The sequence below is a fragment of the Modestobacter italicus genome (assembly GCF_000306785.1).
GTDB classification, from domain to species: Bacteria; Actinomycetota; Actinomycetes; order Mycobacteriales; family Geodermatophilaceae; genus Modestobacter; species Modestobacter italicus.
On sequence record NC_017955.1, the window covers coordinates 2,313,736 to 2,340,281 of the forward strand.

Genomic DNA, 26,546 nt, shown 5'->3' on the forward strand with positions numbered 1-26,546 from the left:
CGCGCGTCAACCCTCTGTGGTGACGCAGGTCGCAGGACGCTCGCCGGGCCCCGGCCGGGCGGGGTAGCGGCTTGACAGCGTCCGGATCCGGAGGGCTCACTATCGATGAGCGCGCCGTCCCAGCGCCGGCGATCGATGAGAGGGGCCCGCATGGCATCGGCGCCGCAGCGTCCCGTCCTGCTCCGCGAGGAGATCAAGGAGCGCATCGTCGAGCGGATCCTCGACGGCACGTACGGGCCGGGCGAGCGGATCGTGGAGAGCGCGGTGGCCGCGGAGTTCGGCGTGAGCCAGGCGCCGGTCCGGGAGGCGCTGCGCGACCTGGAGGCCATGCGCTTCGTCGAGAGCCAGCCGCACCGCGGCGCGCGGGTGCGCGAGGTGAGCACCGAGGAGCTCGTGCAGATCTACCCGGTGCGGGCGGCGCTGGAGGAGGTCGCCGGCCGGGAGGCGGCGCCGCGGATCACCGACGAGCAGCTCGGGCTGCTGGCCGAGGAGCTGGCCGGCATGCGCCGGGCCGCCGACGCCGGCGACCTGCACGCGCTGATGGTCCACGACACCCGCTTCCACGAGGTCATCGTCGAGGCCGCCGGCAACCAGGTGCTGCTCGACGTCTGGCGCTCCCTGCGGGTGGAGGCCCGCAGCCTGGTCAGCGCGCTCAAGAGCCACTCCGACCTGCACTCGATCGCGGAGCTGCACCGGCCGGTGCTGCAGGCCGTGCAGTTCCGCGACCCCGACTTCCTCGGCCGGGAGATGCGCGCCCACATCGAGTTCTTCGGCGCCTCGGTCATCTCCCACCTCCGCCGGGACGCCGTCGCGGTCCCTCACGCCACGGAGGGCTCCACCCCGAGGTAGCGGCGCTGGGCGTCGGGGTCGGCGAGCAGCTCGGCCGACGTGGTCTCCAGCGCGACCTCGCCGTGCACCATCACCAGCAGCCGGTCGGCCACCGCCGTGGCCATGCCGAGGTTCTGCTCGACCAGCAGCAGGGTGAGCCCCTCGGCGACCAGCGTCCGGCAGGTCTCGGTCAGCTGCTCCACGATCGTCGGCGCCAGCCCCTCCGACGGCTCGTCCATCAGCAGCAGCTTGGGGTTGGTCAGCAGCGCCCGGCCGATCGCGAGCATCTGCTGCTCGCCACCGGACAGCATCGCCGCGCTCACCTTCCGCCGCTCGGCCAGCCGCGGGTACAGGTCGTAGACGGCGTCGACGTCCCACTGCCCGCGGCCGACGAGCGAGCGGCTGAGCATCCGCAGGTGCTCGTCGGTGGTCAGCGAGGGGAAGATCCGCCGGCCCTGCGGGACGTAGGCGATGCCCCGGCGGCAGATGTCGTAGGACGGCCGGCCGAGGATCTCCTCGCCGTCCAGTCGGATCGACCCGCGGGCGCGCGGTGGCGTGATGCCCATGATCGCCTTGCACAGGGTCGACTTCCCCATGCCGTTGCGGCCGACGATGCCGGTCGAGCGCTGCCCGACGGAGGCCGACAGCGCGTGCAGCACGTGCGCGCTGCCGTAGTGGGCGTCGAGGCCGGAGATCTCCAGCACCTGCTCAGACATGGGCCTTCCCCAGGTAGAGGTCGTGGACGCGCTGGTCGGCCCGGATCTCGGCCGGTGTGCCCTCGACGATCACGACCCCGTCGTGCATCATCGTCACCCGCTCGGCCACGGTCAGGGCCACGTCCATGTCGTGCTCGATCAGCAGCAGGGTCACGTCCCGGTCCAGGGAGAGCAGGAGCGCGGTCAGCAGCTGCCGCTCGGACCGGGAGAGCCCCGCCGCCGGTTCGTCCAGCAGCAGCATCCGCGGCTCGGCGACCAGCGCCAGGCCGATCTCCAGCTGCCGCTGCTCCCCGTGCGACAGGTCGCCGGCGAGGGTGTCCAGCCGGTCGGTCATGCCGACGCTGGCCGCCGTCGCGCGGGCGCGCTCCCGCGCCGTCCGGTCGCGTGCGCTGCGCAGCAACCGGAACCGGCCGCCGTCGACGCCCACGGCGGCCAGGTAGAGGTTGTCCTCGACGGTGAGCCCGGTGAGCAGCCGCGAGGTCTGGAACGTCCGGGACAGGCCGGCGCGGGTGCGCTGCCGGGCACCCAGCCGGGTGGCCTCCGCGCCGAACAGCTCGATGCTGCCCGAGGTGGGGGTGTCCGCCCCGGCGATCAGGTTGAACAGCGTGGACTTGCCCGCGCCGTTGGGGCCCAGCACCGCCCGGCGCTCGCCGGGGGCGATGTCCAGGTCGACGTCGCGGACGGCGACCACGCCGCCGAAGCGCCGGGTCACCCCCCGCACGCGCAGCACCGGCTCGGGGTGGACGGCGTCGGTCACAGGGCGCTCCTCGAGGACACCGGGACGGGGGCGGCGGGCGCGCTCGGGACGGTCGGCGCCGGCGGCGGACCGGCCAGGTGCCGGCGGATCCAGGTGCCCGCGCTGCCGAGCAGGCCGACCACGCCGCCGGGGGAGACCAGCACGATGACCAGGAAGACCACGCCCAGCCAGGTGGTGAAGCGGTCGGTCCACCCGCGCAGGTAGGTGTCGCAGAGCGTGTAGAGCAACGCCCCGACCCAGGCCCCCTCGAGCCGGTTGAGCCCGCCGATGACGGCGGTGGTGAGCACCAGGATGGCTATGCCCAGCGAGATCGAGCCGGCCGACATGCGGGTGTTCGACCACGCCGAGAGGACCCCGGCGGCGCCGGCGACCGGTGCGGCGAGCGTGAAGCCGAGCGTGCGGTGCAGCCGGACGTTGTAGCCCAGCGCGGCCATCCGGACCGGGTCGTCGCGGACGCCCTGCAGCGCCAGCCCGAACGCCGTCCGGGAGACGTGCCGGAGGCCCAGGAAGACCAGCACCGACACGGCCAGCAGGAAGTAGTACATCCGGGCCGGGTCCTGCACCGGGTCGCCGATCAGGTCCGGCGGCGGGACGCCGTTGATGCCCTCGTGCGCCCCGAAGGTGGGCACTGCGGCGAAGTAGAAGTACGTCACCTGGGCGAACGCCAGGGTGATGATCAGGAAGTAGATGCCCTGGCTGCCGCTGGCCACGGCGCCGAAGAGCAGGCCGACGGCGGTGGCGGCGAGGATCCCGGCCAGCGCGGCCGCCCAGGGGTTCCACCCCGCCTCGACGGAGAGCTTGGCGGCGATCAGCCCGGCCACGCCGAACAGCGCCGTCTGGGCCAGCGACACCATGCCGCCGTAGCCGGACAGGAAGGTCAGGCTGACCGCCACGATCCCGAGCCACAGCGAGGTCAGGCCGACCTGGCTGGTGACGAAGGTGGAGAACAGCAGCGGTACCAGGGCGACCAGCAGGAGCAGGGCCGCGAGCACGCCGCGGGTGCCGAGGGTCAGCCATCGGTCCATCGCGCGGGTCATCGCGCCTTCCCGAAGAGTCCGGTCGGCCGCACCGCGAGGATCGCGGCGAGCAGCACGAAGGTGAGCAGGGCGGAGAGATTGGCGTACTCGGCCGGCAGGTACGCGCTGGCGTACTGGTCGACCAGGCCCAGCAGCAGGGCGCCGATGGCGGCGCCGCCGAGGCTGCCCATGCCGCCGACGATGACCACGACGAGGGCGCTGACCAGGAACGACTGGTCCTGGCCGGGCGCCAGCGAGAGCGCGGTGCCGGCGAAGGCGCCGCCCAGGCCGGCCAGCGCGGAGCCGACGAAGAACGCGCCGGCGAACACCAGCTGGACGTTCACCCCGAGCGCCGAGGTCATCTGCGTGTCGTCGACGCCGGCGCGCACCACCATCCCCACCCGGGTGCGGGTGTAGACCAGCCAGAACAGCACGCCCACGAGCAGGGCGGCCACCAGCATCGCGATGCGGAAGGTCGGGTAGGAGAGGTCGTAGACACCGAGGGGCAGCGGCTGGGCCAGGGACTCCGGCGGCGCGATGGCCGTCGGGGTCGCCCCGAAGTAGGCGAGCATCTGGTCGGCCAGGATCAGCGAGACCGCGATGGTGATCAGCGCCTGGCGCAGGTCCTGCCCCTGGTTCCAGCGCAGGAAGAGCTGGTGCATGACCAGCCCGACGCCGCCGCTGACGAGCATCGCCAGCGCCGCGGCCAGCCACCAGGACATGCCGGCGTCCTGCACCAGGGTCAGCGCCACGTACCCGCCGAGCAGGAACAGCGCGCCGTGGGCCAGGTTGGTGACCCGCAGCAGGCCGAAGATCAGCGTCAGCCCGCTGGCGCTGATGAAGTACAGACCGGCGAGGGTGAGCCCGTTGAGCGTGATGAGGATGAACGTCGGGACGTTGCCCGTGCTCCCCAGGCCCTTCTCGAAGGCCTGCCACAGCACCCCGAGGAGTCCGAGGACGCCGATCACCACCGCGGCGGTCGCGGCCACCGGGAGGTGCGGTCGGGGTGCCGAGCGGCGCACCGCTGTCGTCTGTGTGGCCATGCAACGCACCGAGCCCTTCGCGCCCTTGCGGGGGAACCGATAATCGATTAGGCATGTGACCACATGACCTGGATCACGTCAAGGAGCTGAAGTGAGTCCTCCGACCGTCGTCCTCGTGGGCACCCTGGACACCAAGGGCGACGAGTACGCGTTCCTGCGCGCACGGCTGCACCAGGCCGGCGTCGCCACCCTGCTGGTGGACGTCGGCACGCAGGGGCCGCCGCGCACCTCGCCCGACGTGCCGCGGGAGGAGGTGGCCGCCGCGGGCGGGTTCGACCTCGCCGACCTGACCGACCGGGGGGCCGCCGTGGCGGCCATGTGCGCGGCCGCGCCGCTGGTGGTCCGCCGGCTCTTCGACGAGGGCCGCTGCCAGGGGGTGCTGGCCGCCGGCGGGTCGGGCAACACCGCCATCGCGACCGCGGCCATGCGGGCGCTGCCGGTGGGGGTGCCCAAGCTGGTGGTCTCCACGATGGCCTCCGGCGACACCGCGGCCTACGTCGACGTCAGCGACGTGACGATGATGCCGGCCGTCACCGACGTCGCCGGGCTCAACTCGGTCTCCGCGCGCATCCTCGCCAACGCCGCGGCCGCGGTGGCCGGCATGGTCAGCGCGCCGCCGGTCGAGCTGGACTCGTCCCGCCCGGTCGTCGCGGCGACGATGTTCGGCGTCACCACCGCGGCGGTCACCACCGCGCGGCAGGAGCTGGAGCGCCGCGGCTACGAGGTGCTCGTCTTCCACGCGACCGGCACCGGCGGGCGCAGCATGGAGAGCCTGGTCGAGTCCGGGTTCGTCACCGGCGTGCTGGACCTGACGACGACGGAGCTCGCCGACGACCTGGTCGGCGGGGTGCTGTCGGCCGGGCCGCATCGGCTGGAGGCGGCCGGCCGGGCAGGCGTGCCGCAGGTCGTCTCGCTCGGTGCGCTGGACATGGTCAACTTCGGCCCGCGCGCGTCGGTGCCCGACCGGTTCGCCGACCGGCAGCTCTACGTGCACAACCCGAGCATCACGCTGATGCGCACCACGTTGGAGGAGTGCGCCGAGCTCGGCCGCCGGGTGGGTGCCAAGCTCAGCGCGGCCACCGGGCCGGTCGCGCTCTTCGTCCCGCTGCGGGGCGTCTCGGCGATCTCCGGCGAGGGTGGCCCGTTCGCCGACCCGGAGGCCGACGCCGCGCTGCTGGCCGGGCTGCGCGAGACGCTCGCGCCGTCGGTCGAGGTGCACGAGGTCGACACGGACGTGAACGACCCCGCGTTCGCCGTGGCCATGGCGGCGCGGCTCGACGAGTTCCTGGGAGGCGCACGATGAACGGTGAGCAGGCGCGGCAGCGGCTGCGGGAGACCCGCGCGGCCGGCGGCACGATCGTCGGGGCCGGCGCGGGCACCGGGCTGTCCGCGAAGTGCGCGGAGGCCGGTGGCGCCGACCTGATCATCATCTACAACTCCGGCCGCTACCGGATGGCCGGCTGCGGCTCCCTCGCCGGACTGATGCCCTACGGCGACGCCAACGCGATCGTGCTGGACATGGCCGCGGAGGTGTTGCCGGTGGTCCGGGAGACCCCGGTGCTCGCCGGGGTCTGCGGCACCGACCCCTTCCGGCTGATGGACCGGTTCCTGCGCCAGGTCGAGGACACCGGCTTCGCCGGGGTGCAGAACTTCCCGACGGTCGGGCTCATCGACGGGGTCTTCCGGGCCAACCTCGAGGAGACCGGGATGAGCTACGCGCAGGAGGTCGAGATGATCGGCCTGGCCGCCGAGCGCGGGCTGCTCACCGCGCCGTACGTGTTCGACGTCGCCTCCACCGAGGCCATGACCCGGGCCGGGGCCGACGTGCTGGTCCCGCACATGGGGCTGACCACGAAGGGCAGCATCGGGGCGCAGACCGCGCGGACGCTCGACGACTGCGTGGCGCTGGTCCAGGAGATGCACGACGCGGCGGTGGCGATCAACCCCGACGTCATCGTGCTGTGCCACGGCGGGCCGATCGCCGAGCCGGACGACGCGCAGTACGTCCTGGAGCGCACCCGCGGGGTGGTCGGCTTCTTCGGCGCCTCCAGCATGGAGCGCCTGCCGACCGAGGTGGCGATCACCGAGAACATGCGGCGGTTCAAGCAGGTCCGCACCGCTCCTTGACGGGCGGTCCGCGTCACCGTAGCTTCCTCATCGATCATCGATGATCCAGACGGTGATGCGGACCTCCCGGTGTCCGGCGGAGTGACCCCGGGGGCACCGGGATCATGGGCGGGGGCGCGCGCACGTGCGCCCCTCGACCCGCCAGAACTGGAGGTGGCCATGTCCGGCCCCGACGCCCTCACCCGCAGCGTGCTCGCCGACCAGGTCAAGGAGCGGCTGCTGGAGGCGATCCTCGACGGGTCGTACCCGCCCGACTCGCGCATCGTCGAGACCGCCGTGGCCAAGGAGCTCGGCACCAGCCAGGCGCCCGTCCGCGAGGCGCTGCGCGGCCTTGAGGCGCTGGGCATCGTCGAGATCACCCCGTTCCGCGGGGCGCGGGTGCGCCGGCTGGACGTCGCCGAGCTGCTCGAGGCCTACGTCGTCCGCTCGGCGATCGAGGTCCTGGGCGCGCGGCTGGCGGTGGCCCGGCTGACCGACGACGACGTCGCGGCGATCGCCCGGATCGGCGAAGACATGCGCCGCGTGGCCGACGCCGCCGACGGCCGCGCGCTGGCCATCGTGGACGCCAGCTTCCACGAGAAGATCATGTCCCTGTCGGGCAACAGCACCCTGCTGCGCGTCTGGCGCTCGCTGGAGCCGATGTCGCGCACCTACATCACCCTGGTCGGACCCAACTCCGACCCGCAGTGGACCTGCGGTCTGCACGACCCGATCCTCGAGGGCATCCACCGCCGGGACGCCGACGCGGTCGTGGCGGCGATCGAGCGCCACTTCGACCAGGTGCGCGAACGGCTGGCCGGCTCGCTGGCCGGCGTCGCCGAGCAGCAGGACTCCGCAGCGCAGCCGGCCACCGGGACCTCCTGACCCGGCCGCCCCACCACCTGGGCAGAGACCCCTGCCCGGCCCACCCCGATGACGAGGGAGACCACGTGAGGACCATCCAGCACTGGATCGACGGCGCGGAGACGAGGGGGGACTCGACCCGCGCGGGCGCCGTGTTCGACCCGTCCACCGGGGAGCAGCAGGCCGAGGTCCTGCTCGCCGAGTCCTCCGACGTGGACCGGGTGGTGGCCGCCGCGGCGGCCGCGTTCGAGGAGTGGTCGCAGTCCTCGCTGTCCCGGCGGACCGGGATCCTGTTCGCCTTCCGGGAGATCGTGAACCGGCGCAAGGACGAGATCGCCGCCGCCATCACCGACGAGCACGGCAAGGTGCTCTCCGACGCGGCCGGTGAGGTCCAGCGGGGCCTCGAGGTCGTCGAGTTCGCCTGCGGCATCCCCCAGCTGCTCAAGGGCGAGTACTCCGACCAGGTCTCCACCGGGGTGGACAGCTACAGCTTCCGCCAGCCGCTGGGCGTGGTCGCCGGCATCACGCCGTTCAACTTCCCGGCGATGGTGCCGATGTGGATGTTCCCGGTGGCGATCGCCTGCGGGAACACCTTCGTGCTCAAGCCGAGCGAGCGGGACCCGTCGGCGTCGGTGCTGCTGGCGCAGATGTGGGCCGAGGCCGGCCTGCCCGCCGGCGTCTTCAACGTCCTGCACGGGGACAAGGTCGCCGTCGACGGGCTGCTGGACCACCCCGACGTCGCCGCGGTCTCCTTCGTCGGGTCCACGCCGATCGCCCAGTACGTGCACGAGCGGGGCACCCGGGCCGGCAAGCGCGTGCAGGCCCTGGGCGGGGCGAAGAACCACGCCATCGTGCTGCCCGACGCCGACCTCGAGTTCGCCGCCGACCACCTGGCCGCCGCCGCCTACGGCTCGGCGGGGGAGCGGTGCATGGCCATCTCGGCGACCGTGGCCGTCGGCTCGGTGGGGGACGAGCTCATCGACGTCTTGGACCGGCGCAGCCGCGCGGTCCGCGTCGGGCCCGGCCGGGAGCCGGGCAGCGACATGGGCCCGGTGGTCACCCAGGCCTCCCGGGACCGGATCGTCTCCCTGATCACCTCGGGGGAGGAGAGCGGGGCGAAGGTCGTCGTCGACGGCCGGGACCTCGTCGTCCCCGGGCACGAGAAGGGCTTCTTCGTCGGACCCACGCTGGTCGACCAGGTGGACCCGGGCATGGAGGTCTACCGCGAGGAGATCTTCGGCCCGGTGCTGGCGGTGCTCCGCGCCGGCACGGTCGACGACGCCATCGACCTCATCAACGCCAACCCCTACGGCAACGGCACGGCCATCTTCACCTCGCACGGCGGCGCGGCGCGGAAGTTCGCCCGCGGCGTCAAGGTTGGGATGATCGGGGTCAACGTGCCGGTGCCGGTGCCGATGGCCTACCACTCCTTCGGCGGCTGGAAGAACTCGCTGTTCGGCGAGCACCACGTGCACGGGCCCGACGGCGTCCGGTTCTACACGCGGGCGAAGGTGGTCACCCAGCGGTGGCCGGAGCTCGAGCGGGACGCCTCCTTCGACATGCCGACGGCGCGCTGACCCGGGTCGTCCCGACCGCTCCTGCGCCGTTCGACCGACGGCGGGCCCCTGGGCCCGCCGTCCCTCGGCGTGCGCGCGTTCCGCCCCTGGTCAGGGCTCCGTGGAGGGGTCGGCAGGCCTCCGGAGACGTTTCGGCAACGGCCTGCCCGCGACCCCTTGACGGCCGCAAAATGTGATCTCTACCATCCGCGTTGATCGTCAATCGATTATCGGTTGAGTTGATGGGAGCGGCTCCTGCCGTTCCCCAGCCAGGGAGCAGGAGAGTCAATGAGGAACTCCAGGAGCCGGCTGAGCGGAGCGGGGAGGCTCGCGGCGGTCACGACCGTCGCGGTGCTCGGCCTCGTCGCATGCGGCGGGAGCAGCGGGGGCGGCAATGATGCGGCCGACACCGGGTCGGAGACCGCCGCCGCGCCGGCCGACGCCCCCGAGGGCGCCATCAAGATCGGTGTGCTGACCACCTGCGGCGGTCCGTTCGCCACGTTCGAGGCGCAGTCGCTGTCCGGCGCCAAGTACGCCCTGATCAAGGAGGCCGGCGGCAAGGCCGACGGCACCGACCCGCAGGACCAGGTGACCGGTGCGACCGTCGGGGACACCCCGGTCGCGGTGAGCTACGGCTGCTCGGACGCCACGCCGGACAAGGCCGTGGCCGAGGCGCGCCGCCTCGTCGAGCAGGTGGGCGTGCAGATCCTGCTCGGCCCGCTGTCCGGTGACGAGGGCGTCGCCGTCGCGGAGTACGCCAAGAGCCAGCCCGACGTCACGTTCGTCAACGGCACCTCCGGTGCGCAGTCCACGACGCTGCAGGTGAAGGCACCCAACTTCTTCCGCTTCGGTGGGGACGGCGCGCAGTGGCTGGCCGGTCTGGGCACCTACGCCTACAAGGAGAAGGGCTGGCGCAAGGTCGCCATCCTCGGCGAGGACTACTCCTTCCCGTACACCCAGGCGGCCGGCTTCGTCAGCGAGTTCACCTCGCTCGGCGGTGAGGTGACGGCGCGCAGCTGGGTGCCGCTCACGCAGACCGACTGGTCGTCCCCGGTGGCGCAGCTGCCCCGCGACGTCGACGGCGTGCTGCTGCTGACCGGTGGGACGAACACCATCGCGGCGGAGAAGGCGTTCATCCAGATCGGCAAGAAGCCCGGCGACTTCCTGCTCGGCGGCGCGGTCGTCATGGACCCGACGTCCTTCACCGTGGGTGACCAGCTCGACGGGCTCGTCGGTGCCTCGCCGGTGCCGGTGGGCAGTGACGAGGCGGCCTGGCAGGAGTACCTCGACGGGTTCGCCGGGGAGTTCCCGGACGTCGACGCGCAGAGCCTGTTCACCGCGCTCTACTACGACGGCATGCAGGCGATCCTCGAGGCGCTGGAGCAGACCGGCGGCACGCTCGACGACCCGGCCGCGTTCCAGCAGGCCCTCGGCGCGCTGGCACCGACGTTCCCGCGCGGTGCGGTCACCCTGGACGAGAACCGCAACTCGGTGCAGCCGAACTACGTCGTCCAGATCGTCTCGGACGGCGGGGAGCTGACGTTCAAGCTGATCTCGACGATCGACGACGTCGACCAGACCTTCGGCGGTCTGTTCGGCCCGGACTCGCCGGACCCGAGCCGCGACGAGCCGGAGAAGGCCACCGGCAACCCGCCGCCGTGGGCGAACGACTGACCGGCTGACCCATCCCCGTCGGCACGGTGCGCGCACAGCGCACCGTGCCGACGGGCACGTGCACCCCCAGGAGGAACGATGACCGAGCTGGCTGACCTGCACACGACGGACGAGACCGGGGCCTCCGTCCCGCCCCTCCTGCGGATGGCCCGGGAGACCCCGACCCGGCTGTGGAACGACTCGGCGACCCCCGCCGAGCTGTCGGCCGCGATCGGCTGGGGGGCGGTGGGCGCCACCTGCAACCCGGTCATCGCCCTGGCCGCCCTGCGCAGTGACCTGCCCCGCTGGCGGCAGCGGATCCGGGCGTACGCCGAGGAGCACCCGACCGCGTCGGAGTCCGACATCGGTTGGGCGATGGTGCAGGAGCTCTCGGTCGAGGCGGCCGCGCTGCTGGCCGACGCGTTCGCCGAGCACCGCGGGCGCAACGGCCGGCTGTCGGTGCAGACCGACCCGCGGCTCTACCGCGACGCCGACGCGCTGGTCGCGCAGTCGGTCGCCTTCGACGCGCTCGCCCCCAACGTCATCGTGAAGATCCCGGCCACCGAGACCGGCATCCGGGCGATGGAGGAGGCCACCTACCGCGGCGTCAGCATCAACGCGACCGTCTCCTTCACCGTCCCGCAGGCGGTCGCGGTGGCCGAGGCGATCGAGCGGGGGCTGCAGCGGCGGGAGGCCGAGGGTCACGACGTCAGCGCGATGGGCCCGGTCTGCACGATCATGGTCGGCCGCCTCGACGACTGGCTGAAGGCGGTGGCCAAGCGGGACGTCGTGACCGTCGACCCCGGCGTCCTGGAGTGGGCCGGTGTCGCGGTGTTCAAGCGGGCGTACCAGGTGTTCGGGGAGCGCGGCTTCCGGACCCGGCTGCTGTCGGCGGCCTTCCGCAACCACATGCACTGGAGCCAGCTCGTCGGCGGCGACGTGGTCATCTCGCCGCCGTTCGAGTGGCAGGTCCGGCTCAACGCCAGCGGGATCGAGCCGCTCTCCCGGATCGACGAGCCGGTGGCCGCTGACGTCCTGGAGACGCTGTACACGCGGTTCCCGGAGTTCCGGCGGGCCTACGACACCGACGGCATGACGCCGGCCGAGTTCCAGGACTTCGGCGCCACCCGCAAGACGCTGCGCCAGTTCCTGGCCGCGGACGCCGAGCTGGAGGCGCTGGTCCGCGACGTGCTGCTGCCGGACCCGGAGAAGTAGCGGGTCTGATCAGCTGACCTACGAGCCCAGGCGCTCGTAGGTCAGCTGCAGGTCGTCCTCCCACGGGCCGCCGTCGCGGGACATGGTGCCCCGGGCGTCGAGCCGGGTGCCGTTGCCGGCGACGGTGAGCACCATGCGCTGGGCGAACCCCGCCTCGTCGCGGTGCCACGACACCTCGCCGTCGCCGACCTCGACGGTGTACCGGCGGGAGACCTCGCGCTCGTCGAAGTAGACCATCGTGACGGTTCCGGCGGCGTCGTCCGAGCCGATCACCGCCACGGCGCTGGGGACCTCCGGCTCGTCGATCTCCGAGCGCATCAGCACGAAGGCGCCGCCCTCGTGCCACGCGAACGAGGTGCGGCCGTGGAAGGTCGTGCCCGGGACCATCGGGTGGGTCCCGGTCGTGCGCCACTCGCCGAGCAACGGGGCCAGCGGTGCGAGTGCGGGGTTGGGTCGCTGCGCCTCCGCGCCGATCGGTGTCGTCATCCCCGGGATGCTCGCAGGCCCGGCCCCTCTAAGGTCAGCTGCCGGCCACGGACGGCGGAACTCGTCGGGCTACGCCGTCGAAGCGCCATCGGGGGGATCGACGGTTCCCGGTGGCTGGCGGCTCGCGCGCGGTGCGATGGCACCTGCACGCCAGGCCCGGGCTCGGGTCAGGACGTCGTGGACGAGCTCGGTCTTGGCGTCGGCGTAGTCGTTCATGTCGTCCCACTGCTGCTCGGCCAGCGTCCGTTTCGTCGCGGCGTAGAGCTCGCGGTCCGCCGCGTCCACGCGCAGCCAGTCCCGCAGGTCGAGGTAGTCCCGCACCTCCTGCCGGCCGGGCTCGTACACGTGCACGTGGACGTCGCGGGTGGGCGTCCGCACCATCCGGTGCCCCGGCTCGCGCACCCGGAGCAGGAAGCCCGCCGACTCCAGCGCGGGTACGTACGCCGCCTCGTCGTCCACGTCGGCGACGGTGAGCAGCACGTCGATGATCGGCTTCGCGGCCAGACCGGGCACCGAGGTGGACCCGATGTGCTCGACGCCCACGACGTCCCCCGTCAGGGCTCGGCGGAGGCGCTCAGCGATCTCACGGAAGCGCGTGGGCCACCGCGCGTCGTAGTCCACCACCGAGATCTGGGCAGGCTCGCGACCGCCGATCAGCACCCTGTCCAGGTAGGCGGCGCGCTCCTCGTCCACCTGTCGAGCGTCCCATCGCGGGATCGCGCAGGTTGCTCCGACCAGGACCTCGTCGGCCGCAGATGCCGTCACGGCACGCTAACTTCGGCGCACCCGAAGGGGAGGAGAGCGCCGTGGGCAAGGTGGTCATGTACGGCTCGGTGTCGGTGGACGGGTTCGTCGCGGACGAGGACGACCAGCCCGGACCGCTGTTCGACTGGTTGACCAGCGGTGACGTCCCGCTGGACGGGAGCGGCGCACTGAAGGTCTCCCAGACGTCCTACGACCACACCCGGCCGTACTGGGACTCGATCGGGGTGACCGTCACCGGCCGACACGTCTTCGACATGACGGACGGCTGGGACGGGACGCCCCCGAGCGGGATCGACCACGTGGTCGTCGTGACGCACCGGCCGGCGCCCGAGGGCTGGGACCCCGAGGCGCCGTTCCACTTCGTCGCCGGCGTGGAGGCGGCCGTGGCCAGGGCGCAGGAGCTCGCGGGCGACCGTGTGGTCGAGGTCGCCGCGGGCGACGTCGGTGGCCAGGCGCTCGCCGCGGGCCTGGTCGACGAGGTGCGCATGGACGTCGTGCCGGTCGTGCTCGGGTCCGGCAAGCGCTACTTCGGGTCGGTCGACGCGCAGCACCTGTTGGAGGACCCCGACGTGGTGCTGCAGGGCAACCGGGTGCTCCACCTGCGCTATCGAGTCAGCCGTTGACCTGAGCCGGCTCGAAAGCTCGGCTCAGGAGCCGTGGAGGGACGAGGCACGGCCGACCTCAACGGCCCGTCCGTCTCCATGCGGCCCGTCGAGGAACAGGTCTGCGCTCGGCGCCGGCGTTCTGGAGTCCACCGTGGGGCTACCGTTCGTCCACTTCGCCGTCGGGCAGCCTGCACACAGGAGAACGAGACGATGGACGCAAGCGAGCGGGTCAGCTGGGCGGACTGCCCCAACTGCGGCGGCCTCGTGGCCGTCAGCTGGCGTGACGGGGACGCCATCGCGGTCGACTGCGTGGGTGGCTGCCGATTGCGGCTGGAACGCGGCCGGATCTCCGCCGTCATCCGAGACCCTGCCGGCGTGCTCGGTGATGCCGAGCAGATGGCCTCCCTCCTGGAGGACGCGGTCGTCGAAGCGTCGGAGGCCTACGGGCTGAGCGACTTCCGGGTGGCCGCCGGTCTCGTGGCCGACACGTGGGCGGACATCCTGCGTGAGGAGGGACGGTCACTCCGGCTCACCGCGCTGGCCACCGCTGCTGTCCGAGAGGTCGGCGCCCGACTGCACCGTCAACAGATCTCGGTCCGGCCGCGGAACTCCCGCAACGCCTCGACGGACATCCGCGTCCTCGTCGTCGACGATCATCCGTTGGCCCGGGTGAGGCTGACCGAGATGCTCGCCGGTGAAGCCGACATCAGCGTCGTCGGCGAGTGCGGACTCGGCTCGCAGGTCGTCGAGGCCGCTGCCCGCCTGCGTCCGCACATCGTGTGCCTGGACCGGTCGATGCCGGCTGAGGATGCCCTCGCCGCGACACGCGCTCTCCGGGCGGCTGATCCCGGGGTACGGATCGTCCTGGTGAGCAGCGGCGGTGAGGCACGGCTCGACGTCGCGCTCGCCGGCGCTGACGCACTCGTGCCGACGGACGCCGGTCGGCATGCGCTGCTCCGCTGCCTCCGCACGGTCGCCAGCAGGGGCACGGAATGCCCCTACTGCCTGTGAACGACGATCCCGACGCGACGCGCAACTCTCCGCAGACAGCGACACCGGGTCCCGGAGCGGCTCACCGGTGGACAGCGGCGGCAGAGCCCGATCGGCTGCCGGACCCACGCTCCTGAGGCGGGTCGTCCGCGGACGGGGGAGTGCCGCGAACACCTCGGGGCACCCAGAGCTACAGGGAGAGCATGAGCACCCCGGAGCCGCGCTCGGACGGCGAGCTGCTGCGGGCGGTGGCTGATCGTGACCGCGGGGCGCTGCGGGAGCTCTACGACCGGCACGCGTCCTGGCTCCGGGCGCGGCTGGCCCGGCGGTGCAGTGACCGGGAGGTGGTCGAGGAGGTCCTGCAGGACACGTTCCTCGCCGTCTGGCGCGATCCGAAGGGCTACCGCGGCACCGGCGACGTGCCGGCCTGGCTCTGGGGCATCGGAATCCGTCGCCTCCTGAGCGCCGTTCGCCCGCGTCGTCCGCTGCCCCTCCGGCTGCTGGTGGCACCGCCGGCCCCGTCGGCCGAGGACGTCGTCCTGCTGGGCGTGGAGCACGGGGACCTCGCGGCCGCCGTCGACGGGCTCTCCCCGGAGCTGCGCGCCGTCGTCCGGGCCTGCGTGCTCGACGGCCTGACCAGCCGCGAGGCGGGGCGGCTGCTCGGCCTGCCGGCCGGCACGGTGCGCACCCGGATGTCGCGCGCACGCACCCAACTGCACGAGGCCCTCACCCGGGAGGCGTGGACATGACCTGGCACCTGGAACCCGTCCTGATCGACCACTACCTCGGCGGCCGGCTGCACGAGGCTCGCGCCAGCTCGGTGGAGACCCACCTGATGACGTGCGCCGACTGCCGTGGGCAGGTCGCGGCAGCCGACCGCACTCCAGCCCAGGTGCACGAACGCAGCTGGGCCGCCGTGGCCGCGGCCGTCGACGAGGAGCCCGCCGGGGCGGTGGAACGCGCGCTCGGGCGGTGGCTGCGGCCCGACGTCGTCCGGCTGGTCGCCGCCGCACCCGTCATGCGGCGGGCCTGGTGGTCTGCCGGCGCGCTGCTGCTCGTCACCGCGCTCGTCGCCGCCCAGCTGGGTGGCACGGGGTACGGGACGTTGCTGTTCGTCGTCACCGCGCCGCTGGTACCGCTGGCCGGGGTCGCGCTGGCGTACGCCGGCAGCGACGACCTGGTGGGCGAGGTCGCCGTGACCACGCCCTACTCACGGTTCCGCCTGCTCCTGCTCCGCACCGGAGCGGTGGTGACGGCGACGCTCCCGGTGATCGCGGTGCTGGCGGCAGCGTTGCCGGTCGACGCCCGGCTCGCCACCGTCTGGCTGGCCCCCACCGCCGCGCTCTGCGCCACGACCTTGCTGCTGTCGGCCCGCTGGAGCACCCGCCGCGTCGCTGCCGTCCTCGGGCTGGCGTGGCTCAGCGCCTCGTGGCTGACGCTCCGGCCGCCGCGCGCCGCGCCAGCCGTGGCGGAGCTCCTCGACCAGTCGGCCCTGTTCCGGCCCGCCGGTCAGCTGGCGTTCGGGCTGGTCGCGGCGCTCGCCCTCGCCGTCGCCGTCATCCGCCGGGCGTCGTTCGAGGACAGGAGGACGGCATGACCACGATCTCGCTGCGGGAGGTGGGGAAGCGGTTCCGCTCCTCCGTGGCCCTCGCTGACGTCTCCGTGGACATCGGGCCCGGGGTCACCGGTCTGCTGGGGCCCAACGGGGCAGGGAAGACCACCCTGCTGCGGATCGTGAGCACCGCCCTCGGCCAGGACTCCGGCACCGTCCGGGTGTTCGGCCAGGACCCCGGCGACCCCGCCGGCCGGCTGGAGATCCGCCGGAGCCTGGGCTACCTGCCGCAGGACCCCTCGACCTACCGCACCTTCACCGCGTTCGCGTTCGTCGACTACGTCGCCGTGCTCAAGGAGATGACCGACCGCCGGGCCCGCCACGAGGAGGTGCGGCGGGTGCTCGACGTGGTCGGCCTGGGCGACCGCGCGCACCAGCGCATCCGCGCGCTCTCCGGTGGCATGCGCCGGCGCCTCGGACTGGCCCAGGCGCTGCTCGGCCGGCCGCGGCTCCTGGTGCTCGACGAGCCCACCGTCGGCCTGGACCCCGAGCAGCGGCTGCGCTTCCGGGAGATCCTGGGCGGCCTCGCCCCCGAGACGACCGTGCTGCTCTCCACCCACCTCACCGAGGACGTCACCGCACTGTGCCCCCGGGTCGTCGTCCTGGACCGCGGCCGCGTGCGGTTCGACGGGCCGACCGCCGAGCTCGCCGCGCTCGCCGGCGGCCGGGTCTGGGACGCCGCCGAGCCCGCCGTCGGAGCCGCCGTCACCTGGCGGACGCCGGAGGGTCGCTACCGCAACGTCGGCGACCCACCGCCGGGCGCCGCCCTCGTCGACGCGGGACCCGAGCACGGGTACCTCCTGCTCACCGGCGGCTCGGCACGGGACGGGGTCGGGTCGTGACGACGACGGGGGCGACCGCGCGCCCGACGGCCGTCGAGCCCCGCACCGTGGCCGGGCTGGCACGCCTCGAGATGCGCTACACGTCCCGCAGCCCGCTCCTGTGGCTCGGCGCCGTGGTCACCGCCCTGCTGTCGTGGCAGCCCCTCCTCGACGGCACGGCCGAGCCGGCGACGGCACCGGAGGACCCCAGCTTCCGGTTGGACCTGGCCCTCGGCCCGCTCGCCCTGGCCGCGTCCGTCGTGGCCGACTGGGCAGCCCTGCGGGAACGTCCCACGACGACGGAGGAGCTCTTCGGGACGACGTCCGCGCGCCGGTGGGAGCGGACGGCCGGCCTGCTCGGTGCCGCCGCCGTCCCGGCGCTCCTCGCCGCCGTGGTCACCGGGGTCCGGTTCGTCCTGCTGCTCCGGACCGACGGCGTGCCGATCGGGGCCGGCCCGTGGACGGCGACGCTCGCGCCCACCCCGGTCGAGGCGCTCGGTGGGCCGCTGGCGGTCGGCTGCGTCTTCGTCGCCGGTGTCGCCTTCGCGCGTGTGGTCCGGTCCAGGACGCTCGGCGCGGTCGTCGGCTTCCTGGGCTACGCCCTGCCCTTCGTCGTCCCGGCGCTCTGGGTCAGCGCACCGTTCGCGTTCTTCGCCGTCTCCCGGACGGCGGCGTCCGCGACCGACCTGGGCCCCGCGGTCTCCCCGGGCGAGGAAGGCCGGTGGAGCGCGATCTACCCGCCAGGGGACTTCGCCACCAGCTACGTCGCGATCGACAGGGACCTCGGGCTGTACGCCGCGCACCTGGTCGCCGTCGGGGGGATCGCGCTCGCCCTCGCCGGGCTCGCTCTGGTCCGCAGTGGTCAGGACAGCCGATCGCGGGCCATCCTCCTCGGCGGGGTGGCAATGGCGGTCGCGGGGATCGTGACCCAGCTGCTCCTCCACGAGGGCGCGAGGCAGTGGCTGGGACCGGTGTGAGCGGTGGGCACGGCCCGGGCTGGCCGTTGCTGCTGGCGGCCGGCCTGCCCACCGTCCCCTGGGCGACGGTGCTGACGACGGTCGGCCTGGCCGCCGGCCTGAGCCTGCTGCTCCCCGTCCTCCCCGCACCGGCGGACGGGTTGCTGCCACCGCTCGCTGTCGTCGTGGTGGCCTGCGGGTGCGCCGCTGCGGCCGACGACGCGACCGCCGCGGTCACCGAGGCCGTCCCGGTGACGGTGCGCCGCCGACTGCTGGCGCGGGTGCTGCTGGTGGTGCCGCTGTCGGCGCTGGGGGCGGTCGGGGTCGCGCTCGGGTCCGCGTGGGCGGGAGCGACCCCCGGCGCCGGCCTGGCGGGACTGTGGGCCGGCACGGGTGCGCTGGGCCTGGCGTCCGGTGCTGCTGTCCGGAGGGTGGCGGACCTGCCCGCCGTGGCTGCGGCTGCGGTCCTCGCCGGGGGTGGGCTGGTCGTGGTCACGACCGTGCCTCCGGAGGTCCTCGAGGTGGCTGCCTGGGACTCGGTTTCCGAGCGGACCGCGCTGGCCCTGGTCGTCGCAGTCGCCGTGCTCAGCCGGGTCACCCGGGACCCGGCTACCCGCCGGACCTAGGTCCCTTCGATCGGGTGGCTGCCGCGCCCGTCCCGAGACCGCCTCGGCCTCCGAAGGGTTGAGGAACCCGTCGGCCCGCAGGCTGGGTGCCTTGCCCACATGTCATGTTCTGGGTCCGGCTGCGCGGAGGCTTGAGCGGCTTGGCCGATCGGTCGAGGCACGGCGGGTCAGCAGGGCTTGTGCAGCTCTGGTGTCCTCGAGCGGCCCACCATGGGACCCGCCGACCCATCTCCCCTCGTTCATCGACTTTGGGGGAAGAACGGGCGGAGAGGGGCTGGCGGCTTGAAGGCTCTCCAGGACCCCTCAGCCATCCCGAGCCGGTCGGCCAGCAACCACGGCACGGCAGGGTTGTAACCGAGGCCCAGGTGACTACCACGAACCTCTACGTTCTCCCGACGAGCCCGGGACTCGTACCTGCATGACGACCACGGCACGATGCCGTCCGACCGGCTGTACACCGACGTCGCAGGCACGCGAAGTGAGCCGCGCTCGGCCCAGGGCCGAGGCAAGGCGTCGACCCCGCGGGGTAGGCGAGGGCCGCGGTCCACCATGCCCGAGGCGCTCCGCATCCACGGGGCCTGCCGCGTCACTGGGCTGCCCAGCGTGACGATTCCGCGGACGCTGGCCGGCGCGGCCCTGGCCAACTCCTGGGCGTACAGCCCCCCGAGACTCCACCCGACCAGGCTGACTCGCCGTCCCGAGCTCCGGTGCAACCGGTCAAGGCGCGAGCGCAGTTCCTCTACGACCCGCCCGGTGGGACCGCGGTTCCTGCCGAGGCTCCACGCGGACACGTCATGTCCGAGAGCTCGCAGAGCGGTGCGGAGAGGCATCGTGGCGGCATCGCCGGTCAACCATCCCGGCAGCACCAGCACGGCGTGGCCGTCACCGCGGCGCGCTGTCGTGAGCATCGGCCACACCGCCGCGAGGGCGGCGACGTCCAACGCGGCTCGCGGCGGTTCAGTCGCGAGCCGGGCCAGGGAGCGGACGCGCGTGGTCGTGAGCACCTGGCCAGCATCCCCTGGCTGGCAGCAGTCGCGCCTCACGTGAGGCCCTCGCTGACAGGAGCTCGCGGCGTCGCCCGCGTCCGCGTGCACTCGCTCCGTCCCCGGAGCCGCCCTCCGGGCGAGCCACCGGTGTCTCCGAGCGGCCCACTATGGGGCAGCTTGAGTACAACCGCAGACTTAGGGCGCGGCCTCAGCTGCCCGGCGTGGGGGCTTGGCCCTGGCAGGCTTGCCGTCATGAAGCGCGCCGGGGTGAACCCCCGGGATCGGGAAACGGCCGCAGGCCCGGCCGCCAGCCTCCGGACACCTTGGGGACACCCGTGGCTTCGCGGCTGTGTTAGGTGGGCAGACTCGCTCTAGGCTGAGAGCATGACGGACCGAGTGCTACGGGTAGTCGCGCTCGCGTCTGTCGCGGGCGGGGTTGCGATCGTTGTCGTCGTTTTGGCCGCTGTTGGAGCGGCGGACGAGTGGTCGACGCAGGCAGTCGTCTCGGTCGTGTCAGTAGCGGTGGGCGCGATCGCCGCTGCCCTGACGCTGTCGCAGTCCGTTGGCCAGAGCAGGGAAGCGCAGCGCCAGAGCCTGAAGAGCGACGCAAGACGTGACTACCTGTTGAAGGCGCAAGCTCGAGACATCCTGACCCTGTTGCAATTTGAAGCAACGGTTAATGGCCCGGAGCATCCGGCGGAACCTACGGCTGCTGCTAAATCAAATATCCATGGCCTTATGACGATCCGCGACCGCCTGCTCGCGCAAGGGTCAGTGGAAGAAGCTGAAGAGTTGGACGAGCAGTTGCGCGCAACCTTGTCTGCACTCCCGGCGTGGCTCGTGTGGAAATCGGCGGAGGGACTCGACTTCCTCGCCGAGCGCAAGCAGTGAGCCCGAAGAACAAGCAACCACCACCGGAACCGAAGACTCCTCTCTGGAAGACGTTCCTGGCTGGGCTGGCTGTGGTTGCCACTGCGCTGGGTGGGGGTGCAGGCGCAGCTGCCGTGATCGATGCGTTCCAAGGACCCAAGCCGACCCCGCAGGTTTGTACGGACTACTGGGAGACCATCGGTGACCTCAAAGAGGACGGTTTTGCTGCCTTCGAACTACTTCGCGACGCCGAGCTTGAGGAACGCTGCGGGGACGCTGGAGATGTAGCGGATGGGTGGAACTAGGGCCACCTCTGCACCGAAATTCTAAGCTGCTTGGTACGCGGCGACTCCCCTTGGATACGGGCGCGGAGTCGCTGCGCATGCGTAAACCCAGCACGCTCGACTGGACATGCGCCACGACCTGCTAGCTCCGCTTCCTCCAGGCGGACGCGAGTCTTCGGAATAGGGGCAGTCCCCGGCTTTGCGGCCAGGGCTTCGAGGGGTTGGGCATGGTGTCCCCAAGCGGCCGGCGCGTTCAGGCGGTCGTCGCAACACCCCTGTGAGCGCGAGGTGTTGTGGTGGTTTCGGAGTGGCGGCAGTCGCGATCAGCACTCCCATCAACTGGGCCGGTGGACGTCGAGGGCATCAAGGCGTTGATCACGGAGGTCTTGGCAACCCTCTCCGCCTGGAGCGGGTCACCTGGAGGAGAGCCGTGAACGGCTCCGGCAGTACCGGGAGACACCCGAACACGATTTGGACTACCTGCGGCTGCGGGTCACTCCCCGCACATCCGACGCTCTAGACGTCGCGATCGATGTCTATGAGGCGCAGGGCGTGGTCAACGTCTTCATCGGCGACTTCCTGCCGATCGAACTGACAGCGCCGATCAACATCAACAGCGAACCGCCAGGACCTTCCATGGACGTGATCCGAGCAGCCCTGTCGAGGCCACCACCGGTCTTGTTGACGGCAAACAAGCCGCACCGCCTTGGTCCTGAGCCTGATGTGTCGCTGTCCCTGATGCCGCCCGGTGCCCCAGAGCGGCCCTCTACCGGGCACTTGGTGCCGGCGGCCCAGCAGGCACTATGCGGCTGTGCAACGAGTCGACGTCGGGGTTTTCCCTGTTGCGCCCGATCGCTGGGTCGCGGTGATCGAGACTCCCAACGGGCCGTTCTCGACCGAAGCGCCTAGCCCGCTGCGAGTCGAGGCCGAAGCTCGCCTGGCCGTCGTGCACGTCCTCGGGTGGAGTGAGTTCGAGCTGACTTTGGTCGACGACCTTGGTGACCCGTGGTCTCCCGCTGCGGCGGATGCGCAGGCCGTACGGCTACTCGCCCCATAGCGGCCCACTCTGGGTCACCTTGCCCAACGCTCCAGCAGGTCGACATCCGAGGGCTCGCGCGGCTCAAGGCACGATGCGGTCATGTCTCAGTCGGTCCCAGCAGAGTCCCTCGGCGACCAGGTGCCCTTTCACAGTGAGCGAGCCTTCCAAGTTTGGCGCTACGACGTCGGGCATGGGCTCTTGCTGCTTCGCAGCGTGAAAGGCGGCCAGCACTCCTTTCGGATCGACGTGCTGTTCTCCGACACGAAGACCATCAATCTGCCGACATCGTTCGTTGGCCTTCGAATTCACCTCGGGGCGGACGGCAGTTACCTCCTCAGTGGAGACGGCTGGACAGGTGAGGTCCGGGCAGCCAGCGTCGCCGACCGCGAAGATAACGGCGAGTACTTCGAGGAGGGCCCTTCGAAAATGCCTTCCTTCGACGGAACGCCTAGGGCCTAGCTGTCTCCTAGGCCGCCCCATGAGACGCCGCGGCGAGTCGCCCTGAGCGGCCCACTATGGGATAGCCCGTCAACAGCCAGGCGGGTCATCCCCTGTCTAGGCGTTGGCGAACGTCGGGGGCGGCAGTCTGGCGTCAGCCTTAGGGTTGTACGTGAATCTGACCGAGTATGTCGGCGAGCGCGTCGGGCATCGATGTCATGGCCTGGTGCGATGACGGGAGCCGGCGTTTGTGGTCGGCGGCAGCGGCCATCTGCTCTTGAGCGGCGGGGGGAATGGCCTGGTCCTTCTCGCAGATGATGTAGGTCGTGGGGTGGCCACGGTCAGGCGCGGTGCTGGGGGCGGTTGCGCTGGAGATCGACTGAGGCAGGAGCCGACGCAGGTTGGCGTAGGCGCGCTGCTCGTCGACGTCGGCGCACAGCGTCTGCCGGAGCAGCGCCAGATCGTCGGTGGTCCTGAGCGTTCCGTCGTCGTGCGGTGACATCCATGTCGGCGGCGGCCCCGCCCCGAGCAATTCCATCGCCGACTGCCCCCGCTGCGGCCAGAACGCGGCGAGGTAGACGCTGTGGGCGACCGCGGGATGATCGGCGAGCTCGGTGATCGCCATCCCGCCACCGGAATGACCCACCAGGACGACGGGTTCCCCGACGCGGTCCACGGTCTGCTTCACCGCCTCAGCGTCGGCTGCTAGATCGCCTAGTGCTGCCGGATCGGTCCCCGCGCTTGGCAGCTGCTCTATCACCTCGACGCGATGTCCGGCCCTCCTCAGCCGGTCGGCGACCTCACTCCAGTACCAGCCCCCGACGAAACCGCCGTGCACGAGTACGAAGGTCGTCATAGCCCGAGTGTGATGCCCCCACTCGCAGCAGAACAGAGCGGACGGGCCCTGGTCTCGATGGCCCGGCTTGACGCCCGCAGGGATCGCCGCTGATGCCGTACGAGGAAGACCTGCGCTGACCCGTCCCATAGGCCGCCTTCCGGGCGAGACCGGCATCGGTGTCCCCGAGCGGCCCGCTCAGGGACGGCCCTCTTTCGAGGTGCTGACCTGACACGGGCGTGGTGTCCAGCCTCTTGTGGCATGCAAGCTGCGCGTATGAGGCCGGGGCTCAAGTTCGCTCGTCGGAGCAGGCGGGATCAGCGCGGTCTGTCCCTTGCCTGGCTGACCTGCGTGCTGGCTCTAGGGGTAGTCGGCTGGCTGAGGATCGGTGCATCACAGACCCCAGAGTGGCTCGTCGTGATGTGGCCGCTCTGTTGGGTCGCGGTCTTTTCGCTGTACGTCCTCTTGGTCCGGCGAGATGAGCCGCCGGACGGCTGGTGACGGGGTTCCGCTGCGACCTCCGTGTGACCCTGAGCGGCCCACTCGGAAGCAACCCGCTACGTAGGCGTCGCAGCGCCAGCGACCTTGCGGTCAACGCGACGAACCACCAAGATCACGAGGCCGTCCGGCGAGGCGAGACGCCGGGCGACTGACGCACACGGGCAGCGAGTCGCCGGAAGACCGTTGCAAGGCTGAGATGCGCTGGACAGGAGGGAGGCTATGAGGTCGCGGTGGCATTCGCTTGGTTCGACAAAATGAAGAGCGACTTGGTGAGAGAAGATCCCAACTATCCCTCGGTCAGGACACGATATCGCGCGTCCCTGCTGGCCACATGCCTGGGACTCGCCGTGACGATAGGACCTTGGATCGACACCGGCCTGCCTTTGGCTGACCGGGCGATTTATTCGACTGCTGGCCTGGTTGTGTTTCTCATTGCCTTCTGGTCTTGGCGCTTGTTCAAGAAGGCGTTGGCTAGACAGCAGTGACGCCCTCAAAGGTTGGCGGTAGATCGAGCATGGGAAAGGGGGGCGGCGGGAAGATGGGTCGGGCCGCGAGTTTGTTGGGGTCGATCGTAGGCGTGCTCTTGGTCGTGGCCGGATTGATTGTTGGGGTCGAATGGTGGTACATCACTCTCGGCGTGATTGCCATCCTCGCGTTCTCGATATCTATCACTGTCGCTCGTCGTCGCGGGTCGCAATAAGCCCAACTGTCAGGCGCGCCCGCAGTCATGGCGGGCCTGGCTATGTCCCCAAAGCCACCCTCTGGGCGGAACGGGCGTTGCTGTCCCTGAGCAGCCGGCGGTTTCAAGCGGTCGTCGCAACGACTGGCTTTTCGGGGTCGGACAGTAGCCGCTGCATGGCTTGCGCTGGGGTGATGAACCCGAGGGTCTGGCGGGGTCTGCCATTGAGTTCAGCAGCGACGGCCTCGAGGTCCTCAGCGCTGTGAACGGAGAGGTCGGTGCCCTTCGGAAAATATTGGCGCAGCAGGCCGTTGGTGTTCTCGTTGCTGCCGCGTTGCCAGGGCGAGTGCGGATCGCAGAAGTAGATCGCCATGTCAGTAGCCAGCGTGATGGCCTGGTGTTGAGCCAGCTCGGTGCCCTGGTCCCAGGTCAATGAGCGACGCAGCTGCTCGGGCAGGGTCGTGATCGCTGCGACCAACCGGTCGCGGACGGTCTGGGCGCCGTGCCCGTCGGGCAGGTGCACCAGCAGGCAGAAGCGAGTCGTGGCGTTCGACCAGGGTGGCGATCCCCGACCGGCAGTGCTGGCCCAGGATCAGGTCGCCCTCCCAGTGGCCGGGCACCGCCCGGTCGGCGGCTTCAGCCGGCCGTTCGCTGATCGACACCATGCCGGAGATCTTCGCCGTGGTCGGGCTAGAGAACCCGTGGGGCCGGCGCCAGGCCCGACCGGTGCGCAGATGCCGGTGCAGCTCGGTGCGCAGCTGGCCGCGGCCCTGCACGAACAGCGCCTGATAGATGGTCTCGTGGCTCACCCGCATCGCCGCCTCGTCGCCGTGCTCGCCGGCCAGGTGCGCGCTGATCTGGGCCGGGCTCCACTTCAGGCACAGCTTGGCCTGGACCGCCAGGGCCAGCCGTGCGTCCTCCAGCTTGAACGGCTTGGGCCGTCGCGCCCGCAGCCCGGCGCGTTTGTGCGCCGCGTACGGCGCGTAATTCGCCCGCCTCGCCCGTCCGGCCGCCGGCACGGGCCCGTTGCGGCCCAGCTCGCGACTGATCGTCGACGGGGCGCGGCCGAGCCGGGCAGCGATCGCGCGCATCGACGCGCCGTCCAGGTGCAGGTCGGCGATCTGCAGCCGTTCCTCCAGCGACAGATATCTCGCCGACACCACCCGCGGTGCCGCCGGCGGTCGACCGCTCGAGTCGCGTCGCCACCGATATCCCTGCCGCCGATCCACGCCGACAGCCTCACAGGCCTGCGAAGAGGACGATCCCGCCGTCACCAGCTCCCAGAACCGCTCCTGCCGCTCATCCAGAACCCGCCGCCATTCCGAAACCACCACAACACCTCACGCCGAAAGGGTGTTGCGACGACCGCCTGAGTCCGCCGCCCACTATGGGACTCCCGGCGGGACGGGGGACGTCTACTGCAGGCCGGTCACCTCAACCGCCTTCGGACGGTCCTTGGCTGCAAGGGCCACCACGCCCGGCTCGAGAGCGTGAGGCCAGAACCCATCGCAAGCAATCTGCCTAGACGGATCGATAAGCTTCGCGGCTTCGTTGACGATCGCTATCAGCCGATTTGCCTGTTCTGTTGTACCGGTGAACGTGACGGCGATGGTGCGCTGGAGGGGCTTGCTGGCGGGCATGGGCGGACGCTAGCGGAGGCGATCGTGCGCCGTCGCGGAAGCTGGCCGTCAGTTATCTACACAACGCGTCTGTGACATTCGGCCAGACGCGACCACCGTAAATCAGCCTCGGCACGGAGTATTTCTGAATCCGCCCTCGCGCCGAGCCTGCCGGCTGTCCCGTAGCGGCCCACTTAGGGACACGTGCGAGCTCGCGTTGGAACGAAGCGCCGTGCTCAGGTGCGGCGGCTGACTGCCGCCGTGAGGCCGCAGGCGGCCCCAGTTGCGAGAAGGAGAAGCACTGGGTGGAGGTAACTAAGGCCCTCAAGGCCGTCGCTCCAGCCCGAGGCCCGATATCGGGCTACGCAGACCGCAGCTGCGATGAACTGGGGCAGTACAAGCGCTACCGCCGCGACAGTGGCTGTTGCGATTCGGCGGCGCACGAGGGCTGCTGGAAGCGGAGCGAGCAAAAACGCCAGCCACCACCAACCACTGATGAACTCAGTGGAGTAGGTGATGGCGTTCTCCTGGACGACGCCGCGTGCGGTGGTCAGTGCCAGCACAGCCACGGCCGTGGAGAGCAGCCCGATGCCCAGGACGGCGACGCAGTCGCCGCGGAGACCTGAACTCTGAGGGTTGCTCACACAGGCTTCATCGGCATGTCGGTCGCGATCGTGAAG

Annotated in this window: 25 protein-coding genes and 1 pseudogene; 16 read left to right on the top strand and 10 right to left on the bottom strand. The window is 71.5% G+C overall.

The window, feature by feature from the left end; genetic code table 11:
• Positions 1-150 precede the first annotated feature (150 nt).
• Positions 151-849 carry a GntR family transcriptional regulator gene (locus MODMU_RS11340; protein WP_014740378.1) on the top strand — a complete coding sequence of 233 codons (699 nt, stop codon included), beginning with the start codon at positions 151-153 and terminating at the stop codon, positions 847-849.
• On the opposite strand, the gene MODMU_RS11345 is transcribed toward MODMU_RS11340, so the two are convergent.
• Genes MODMU_RS11345 through MODMU_RS11360 form a run of 4 tightly spaced genes read right to left on the bottom strand, consistent with a single transcriptional unit; the run spans position 819 to position 4,360 of the window.
• On the bottom strand, positions 819-1,544 hold the full coding sequence (locus tag MODMU_RS11345; protein ID WP_041795192.1) for an ABC transporter ATP-binding protein: 726 nt from the start codon (positions 1,542-1,544) through the stop codon (positions 819-821). The two genes, MODMU_RS11340 and MODMU_RS11345, sit on opposite strands and share 31 nt — an antisense overlap.
• A complete protein-coding gene (locus MODMU_RS11350; protein WP_014740379.1) occupies positions 1,537-2,301 on the bottom strand; it encodes an ABC transporter ATP-binding protein in 765 nt (254 codons plus the stop codon). The genes MODMU_RS11345 and MODMU_RS11350 overlap by 8 nt, the downstream gene beginning before the upstream one ends.
• Positions 2,298-3,326, bottom strand: a complete 1,029-nt coding sequence (locus MODMU_RS11355; RefSeq protein WP_051143972.1) for a branched-chain amino acid ABC transporter permease — start codon at positions 3,324-3,326, stop codon at positions 2,298-2,300. Before MODMU_RS11355 ends, MODMU_RS11350 begins: the two co-directional genes overlap by 4 nt.
• Before the next feature lie 8 nt (positions 3,327-3,334).
• A complete protein-coding gene (locus MODMU_RS11360) occupies positions 3,335-4,360 on the bottom strand; it encodes a branched-chain amino acid ABC transporter permease (protein ID WP_166503459.1) in 1,026 nt (341 codons plus the stop codon).
• A gap of 91 nt (positions 4,361-4,451) precedes the next feature.
• On the opposite strand from MODMU_RS11360, the gene MODMU_RS11365 reads away from it, so the two are divergent.
• The 6 genes from MODMU_RS11365 to MODMU_RS11390 all read left to right on the top strand — a co-directional run bounded on the left by MODMU_RS11365 (position 4,452) and on the right by MODMU_RS11390 (position 11,754).
• Positions 4,452-5,663: a Tm-1-like ATP-binding domain-containing protein gene (locus tag MODMU_RS11365; RefSeq protein WP_041795194.1), complete on the top strand. Its 1,212-nt coding sequence runs from the start codon at positions 4,452-4,454 to the stop codon at positions 5,661-5,663.
• Complete coding sequence (locus MODMU_RS11370; RefSeq protein ID WP_014740382.1) at positions 5,660-6,487, top strand: phosphoenolpyruvate hydrolase family protein; 828 nt, start codon at positions 5,660-5,662, stop codon at positions 6,485-6,487. The genes MODMU_RS11365 and MODMU_RS11370 overlap by 4 nt, the downstream gene beginning before the upstream one ends.
• A gap of 159 nt (positions 6,488-6,646) precedes the next feature.
• Positions 6,647-7,351: a GntR family transcriptional regulator gene (locus tag MODMU_RS11375; protein ID WP_014740383.1), complete on the top strand. Its 705-nt coding sequence runs from the start codon at positions 6,647-6,649 to the stop codon at positions 7,349-7,351.
• A 65-nt stretch (positions 7,352-7,416) separates the two neighbouring features.
• Positions 7,417-8,907 carry a CoA-acylating methylmalonate-semialdehyde dehydrogenase gene (locus MODMU_RS11380; protein WP_014740384.1) on the top strand — a complete coding sequence of 497 codons (1,491 nt, stop codon included), beginning with the start codon at positions 7,417-7,419 and terminating at the stop codon, positions 8,905-8,907.
• Between the two features lie 267 nt (positions 8,908-9,174).
• Positions 9,175-10,560, top strand: coding sequence for an ABC transporter substrate-binding protein (locus tag MODMU_RS11385; protein ID WP_014740385.1), 1,386 nt, complete (start codon positions 9,175-9,177; stop codon positions 10,558-10,560).
• A 78-nt stretch (positions 10,561-10,638) separates the two neighbouring features.
• Positions 10,639-11,754: a transaldolase family protein gene (locus MODMU_RS11390; protein WP_014740386.1), complete on the top strand. Its 1,116-nt coding sequence runs from the start codon at positions 10,639-10,641 to the stop codon at positions 11,752-11,754.
• Between the two features lie 18 nt (positions 11,755-11,772).
• Here the strand turns inward: MODMU_RS11390 and MODMU_RS11395 are convergent, their stop codons facing one another.
• On the bottom strand, positions 11,773-12,240 hold the full coding sequence (locus MODMU_RS11395) for a hypothetical protein (RefSeq protein ID WP_014740387.1): 468 nt from the start codon (positions 12,238-12,240) through the stop codon (positions 11,773-11,775).
• A 69-nt stretch (positions 12,241-12,309) separates the two neighbouring features.
• Complete coding sequence (locus MODMU_RS11400) at positions 12,310-12,933, bottom strand: GrpB family protein (RefSeq protein WP_166503460.1); 624 nt, start codon at positions 12,931-12,933, stop codon at positions 12,310-12,312.
• 113 nt (positions 12,934-13,046) lie between these two features.
• Here MODMU_RS11400 and MODMU_RS11405 point away from each other — a divergent pair, with 113 nt between their 5' ends.
• From MODMU_RS11405 to MODMU_RS26985, 9 genes are all read left to right on the top strand, one after another.
• Complete coding sequence (locus MODMU_RS11405; protein WP_014740389.1) at positions 13,047-13,628, top strand: dihydrofolate reductase family protein; 582 nt, start codon at positions 13,047-13,049, stop codon at positions 13,626-13,628.
• A 33-nt stretch (positions 13,629-13,661) separates the two neighbouring features.
• Positions 13,662-14,621: a response regulator gene (locus tag MODMU_RS26980; RefSeq protein ID WP_083869720.1), complete on the top strand. Its 960-nt coding sequence runs from the start codon at positions 13,662-13,664 to the stop codon at positions 14,619-14,621.
• A gap of 182 nt (positions 14,622-14,803) precedes the next feature.
• A complete protein-coding gene (locus MODMU_RS11415) occupies positions 14,804-15,349 on the top strand; it encodes an RNA polymerase sigma factor (RefSeq protein WP_014740391.1) in 546 nt (181 codons plus the stop codon).
• Entirely contained in the window at positions 15,346-16,197 is an 852-nt protein-coding gene (locus MODMU_RS11420; protein WP_014740392.1) for an anti-sigma factor family protein, read from the top strand. Before MODMU_RS11415 ends, MODMU_RS11420 begins: the two co-directional genes overlap by 4 nt.
• Complete coding sequence (locus tag MODMU_RS11425; RefSeq protein WP_014740393.1) at positions 16,194-17,054, top strand: ATP-binding cassette domain-containing protein; 861 nt, start codon at positions 16,194-16,196, stop codon at positions 17,052-17,054. Before MODMU_RS11420 ends, MODMU_RS11425 begins: the two co-directional genes overlap by 4 nt.
• Positions 17,051-18,010, top strand: a complete 960-nt coding sequence (locus MODMU_RS11430) for a hypothetical protein (RefSeq protein ID WP_014740394.1) — start codon at positions 17,051-17,053, stop codon at positions 18,008-18,010. The genes MODMU_RS11425 and MODMU_RS11430 overlap by 4 nt, the downstream gene beginning before the upstream one ends.
• Positions 18,007-18,615 carry a hypothetical protein gene (locus tag MODMU_RS11435; protein ID WP_041795195.1) on the top strand — a complete coding sequence of 203 codons (609 nt, stop codon included), beginning with the start codon at positions 18,007-18,009 and terminating at the stop codon, positions 18,613-18,615. Before MODMU_RS11430 ends, MODMU_RS11435 begins: the two co-directional genes overlap by 4 nt.
• 1,370 nt (positions 18,616-19,985) lie before the next feature.
• On the top strand, positions 19,986-20,492 hold the full coding sequence (locus MODMU_RS11445; protein WP_166503461.1) for a hypothetical protein: 507 nt from the start codon (positions 19,986-19,988) through the stop codon (positions 20,490-20,492).
• 1,401 nt (positions 20,493-21,893) lie between these two features.
• Positions 21,894-22,253: a hypothetical protein gene (locus MODMU_RS26985; RefSeq protein ID WP_014740399.1), complete on the top strand. Its 360-nt coding sequence runs from the start codon at positions 21,894-21,896 to the stop codon at positions 22,251-22,253.
• Between the two features lie 139 nt (positions 22,254-22,392).
• Here MODMU_RS26985 and MODMU_RS11455 read toward each other — a convergent pair whose 3' ends face one another.
• From MODMU_RS11455 to MODMU_RS11475, 4 genes and pseudogenes are all read right to left on the bottom strand, one after another.
• A complete protein-coding gene (locus MODMU_RS11455; protein WP_014740400.1) occupies positions 22,393-23,088 on the bottom strand; it encodes an alpha/beta fold hydrolase in 696 nt (231 codons plus the stop codon).
• A 1,283-nt stretch (positions 23,089-24,371) separates the two neighbouring features.
• Positions 24,372-25,578 (bottom strand): annotated as a pseudogene (locus MODMU_RS11465) (IS30 family transposase).
• A gap of 84 nt (positions 25,579-25,662) precedes the next feature.
• Complete coding sequence (locus MODMU_RS11470; RefSeq protein ID WP_014740406.1) at positions 25,663-25,887, bottom strand: hypothetical protein; 225 nt, start codon at positions 25,885-25,887, stop codon at positions 25,663-25,665.
• A gap of 215 nt (positions 25,888-26,102) precedes the next feature.
• On the bottom strand, positions 26,103-26,510 hold the full coding sequence (locus tag MODMU_RS11475; protein ID WP_014740407.1) for a hypothetical protein: 408 nt from the start codon (positions 26,508-26,510) through the stop codon (positions 26,103-26,105).
• Positions 26,511-26,546 lie beyond the last annotated feature (36 nt).

What these genes read in the sequence shown, in the direction of transcription:
- MODMU_RS11355 (WP_051143972.1), bottom strand. Translation starts at nt 3,326, where the DNA reads ATGGACCGATGGCTGACCCTCGGCACCCGCGGCGTGCTCGCGGCCCTG.
- MODMU_RS11390 (WP_014740386.1), top strand. Translation starts at nt 10,639, where the DNA reads ATGACCGAGCTGGCTGACCTGCACACGACGGACGAGACCGGGGCCTCC.
- MODMU_RS11445 (WP_166503461.1), top strand. Translation starts at nt 19,986, where the DNA reads ATGACGGACCGAGTGCTACGGGTAGTCGCGCTCGCGTCTGTCGCGGGC.
- MODMU_RS11375 (WP_014740383.1), top strand. Translation starts at nt 6,647, where the DNA reads ATGTCCGGCCCCGACGCCCTCACCCGCAGCGTGCTCGCCGACCAGGTC.
- MODMU_RS11420 (WP_014740392.1), top strand. Translation starts at nt 15,346, where the DNA reads ATGACCTGGCACCTGGAACCCGTCCTGATCGACCACTACCTCGGCGGC.
- MODMU_RS11360 (WP_166503459.1), bottom strand. Translation starts at nt 4,360, where the DNA reads ATGGCCACACAGACGACAGCGGTGCGCCGCTCGGCACCCCGACCGCAC.
- MODMU_RS11415 (WP_014740391.1), top strand. Translation starts at nt 14,804, where the DNA reads ATGAGCACCCCGGAGCCGCGCTCGGACGGCGAGCTGCTGCGGGCGGTG.
- MODMU_RS26985 (WP_014740399.1), top strand. Translation starts at nt 21,894, where the DNA reads ATGTCTCAGTCGGTCCCAGCAGAGTCCCTCGGCGACCAGGTGCCCTTT.
- MODMU_RS11340 (WP_014740378.1), top strand. Translation starts at nt 151, where the DNA reads ATGGCATCGGCGCCGCAGCGTCCCGTCCTGCTCCGCGAGGAGATCAAG.
- MODMU_RS11425 (WP_014740393.1), top strand. Translation starts at nt 16,194, where the DNA reads ATGACCACGATCTCGCTGCGGGAGGTGGGGAAGCGGTTCCGCTCCTCC.
- MODMU_RS11455 (WP_014740400.1), bottom strand. Translation starts at nt 23,088, where the DNA reads ATGACGACCTTCGTACTCGTGCACGGCGGTTTCGTCGGGGGCTGGTAC.
- MODMU_RS11345 (WP_041795192.1), bottom strand. Translation starts at nt 1,544, where the DNA reads ATGTCTGAGCAGGTGCTGGAGATCTCCGGCCTCGACGCCCACTACGGC.
- MODMU_RS11470 (WP_014740406.1), bottom strand. Translation starts at nt 25,887, where the DNA reads ATGCCCGCCAGCAAGCCCCTCCAGCGCACCATCGCCGTCACGTTCACC.
- MODMU_RS11395 (WP_014740387.1), bottom strand. Translation starts at nt 12,240, where the DNA reads ATGACGACACCGATCGGCGCGGAGGCGCAGCGACCCAACCCCGCACTC.
- MODMU_RS11370 (WP_014740382.1), top strand. Translation starts at nt 5,660, where the DNA reads ATGAACGGTGAGCAGGCGCGGCAGCGGCTGCGGGAGACCCGCGCGGCC.
- MODMU_RS11385 (WP_014740385.1), top strand. Translation starts at nt 9,175, where the DNA reads ATGAGGAACTCCAGGAGCCGGCTGAGCGGAGCGGGGAGGCTCGCGGCG.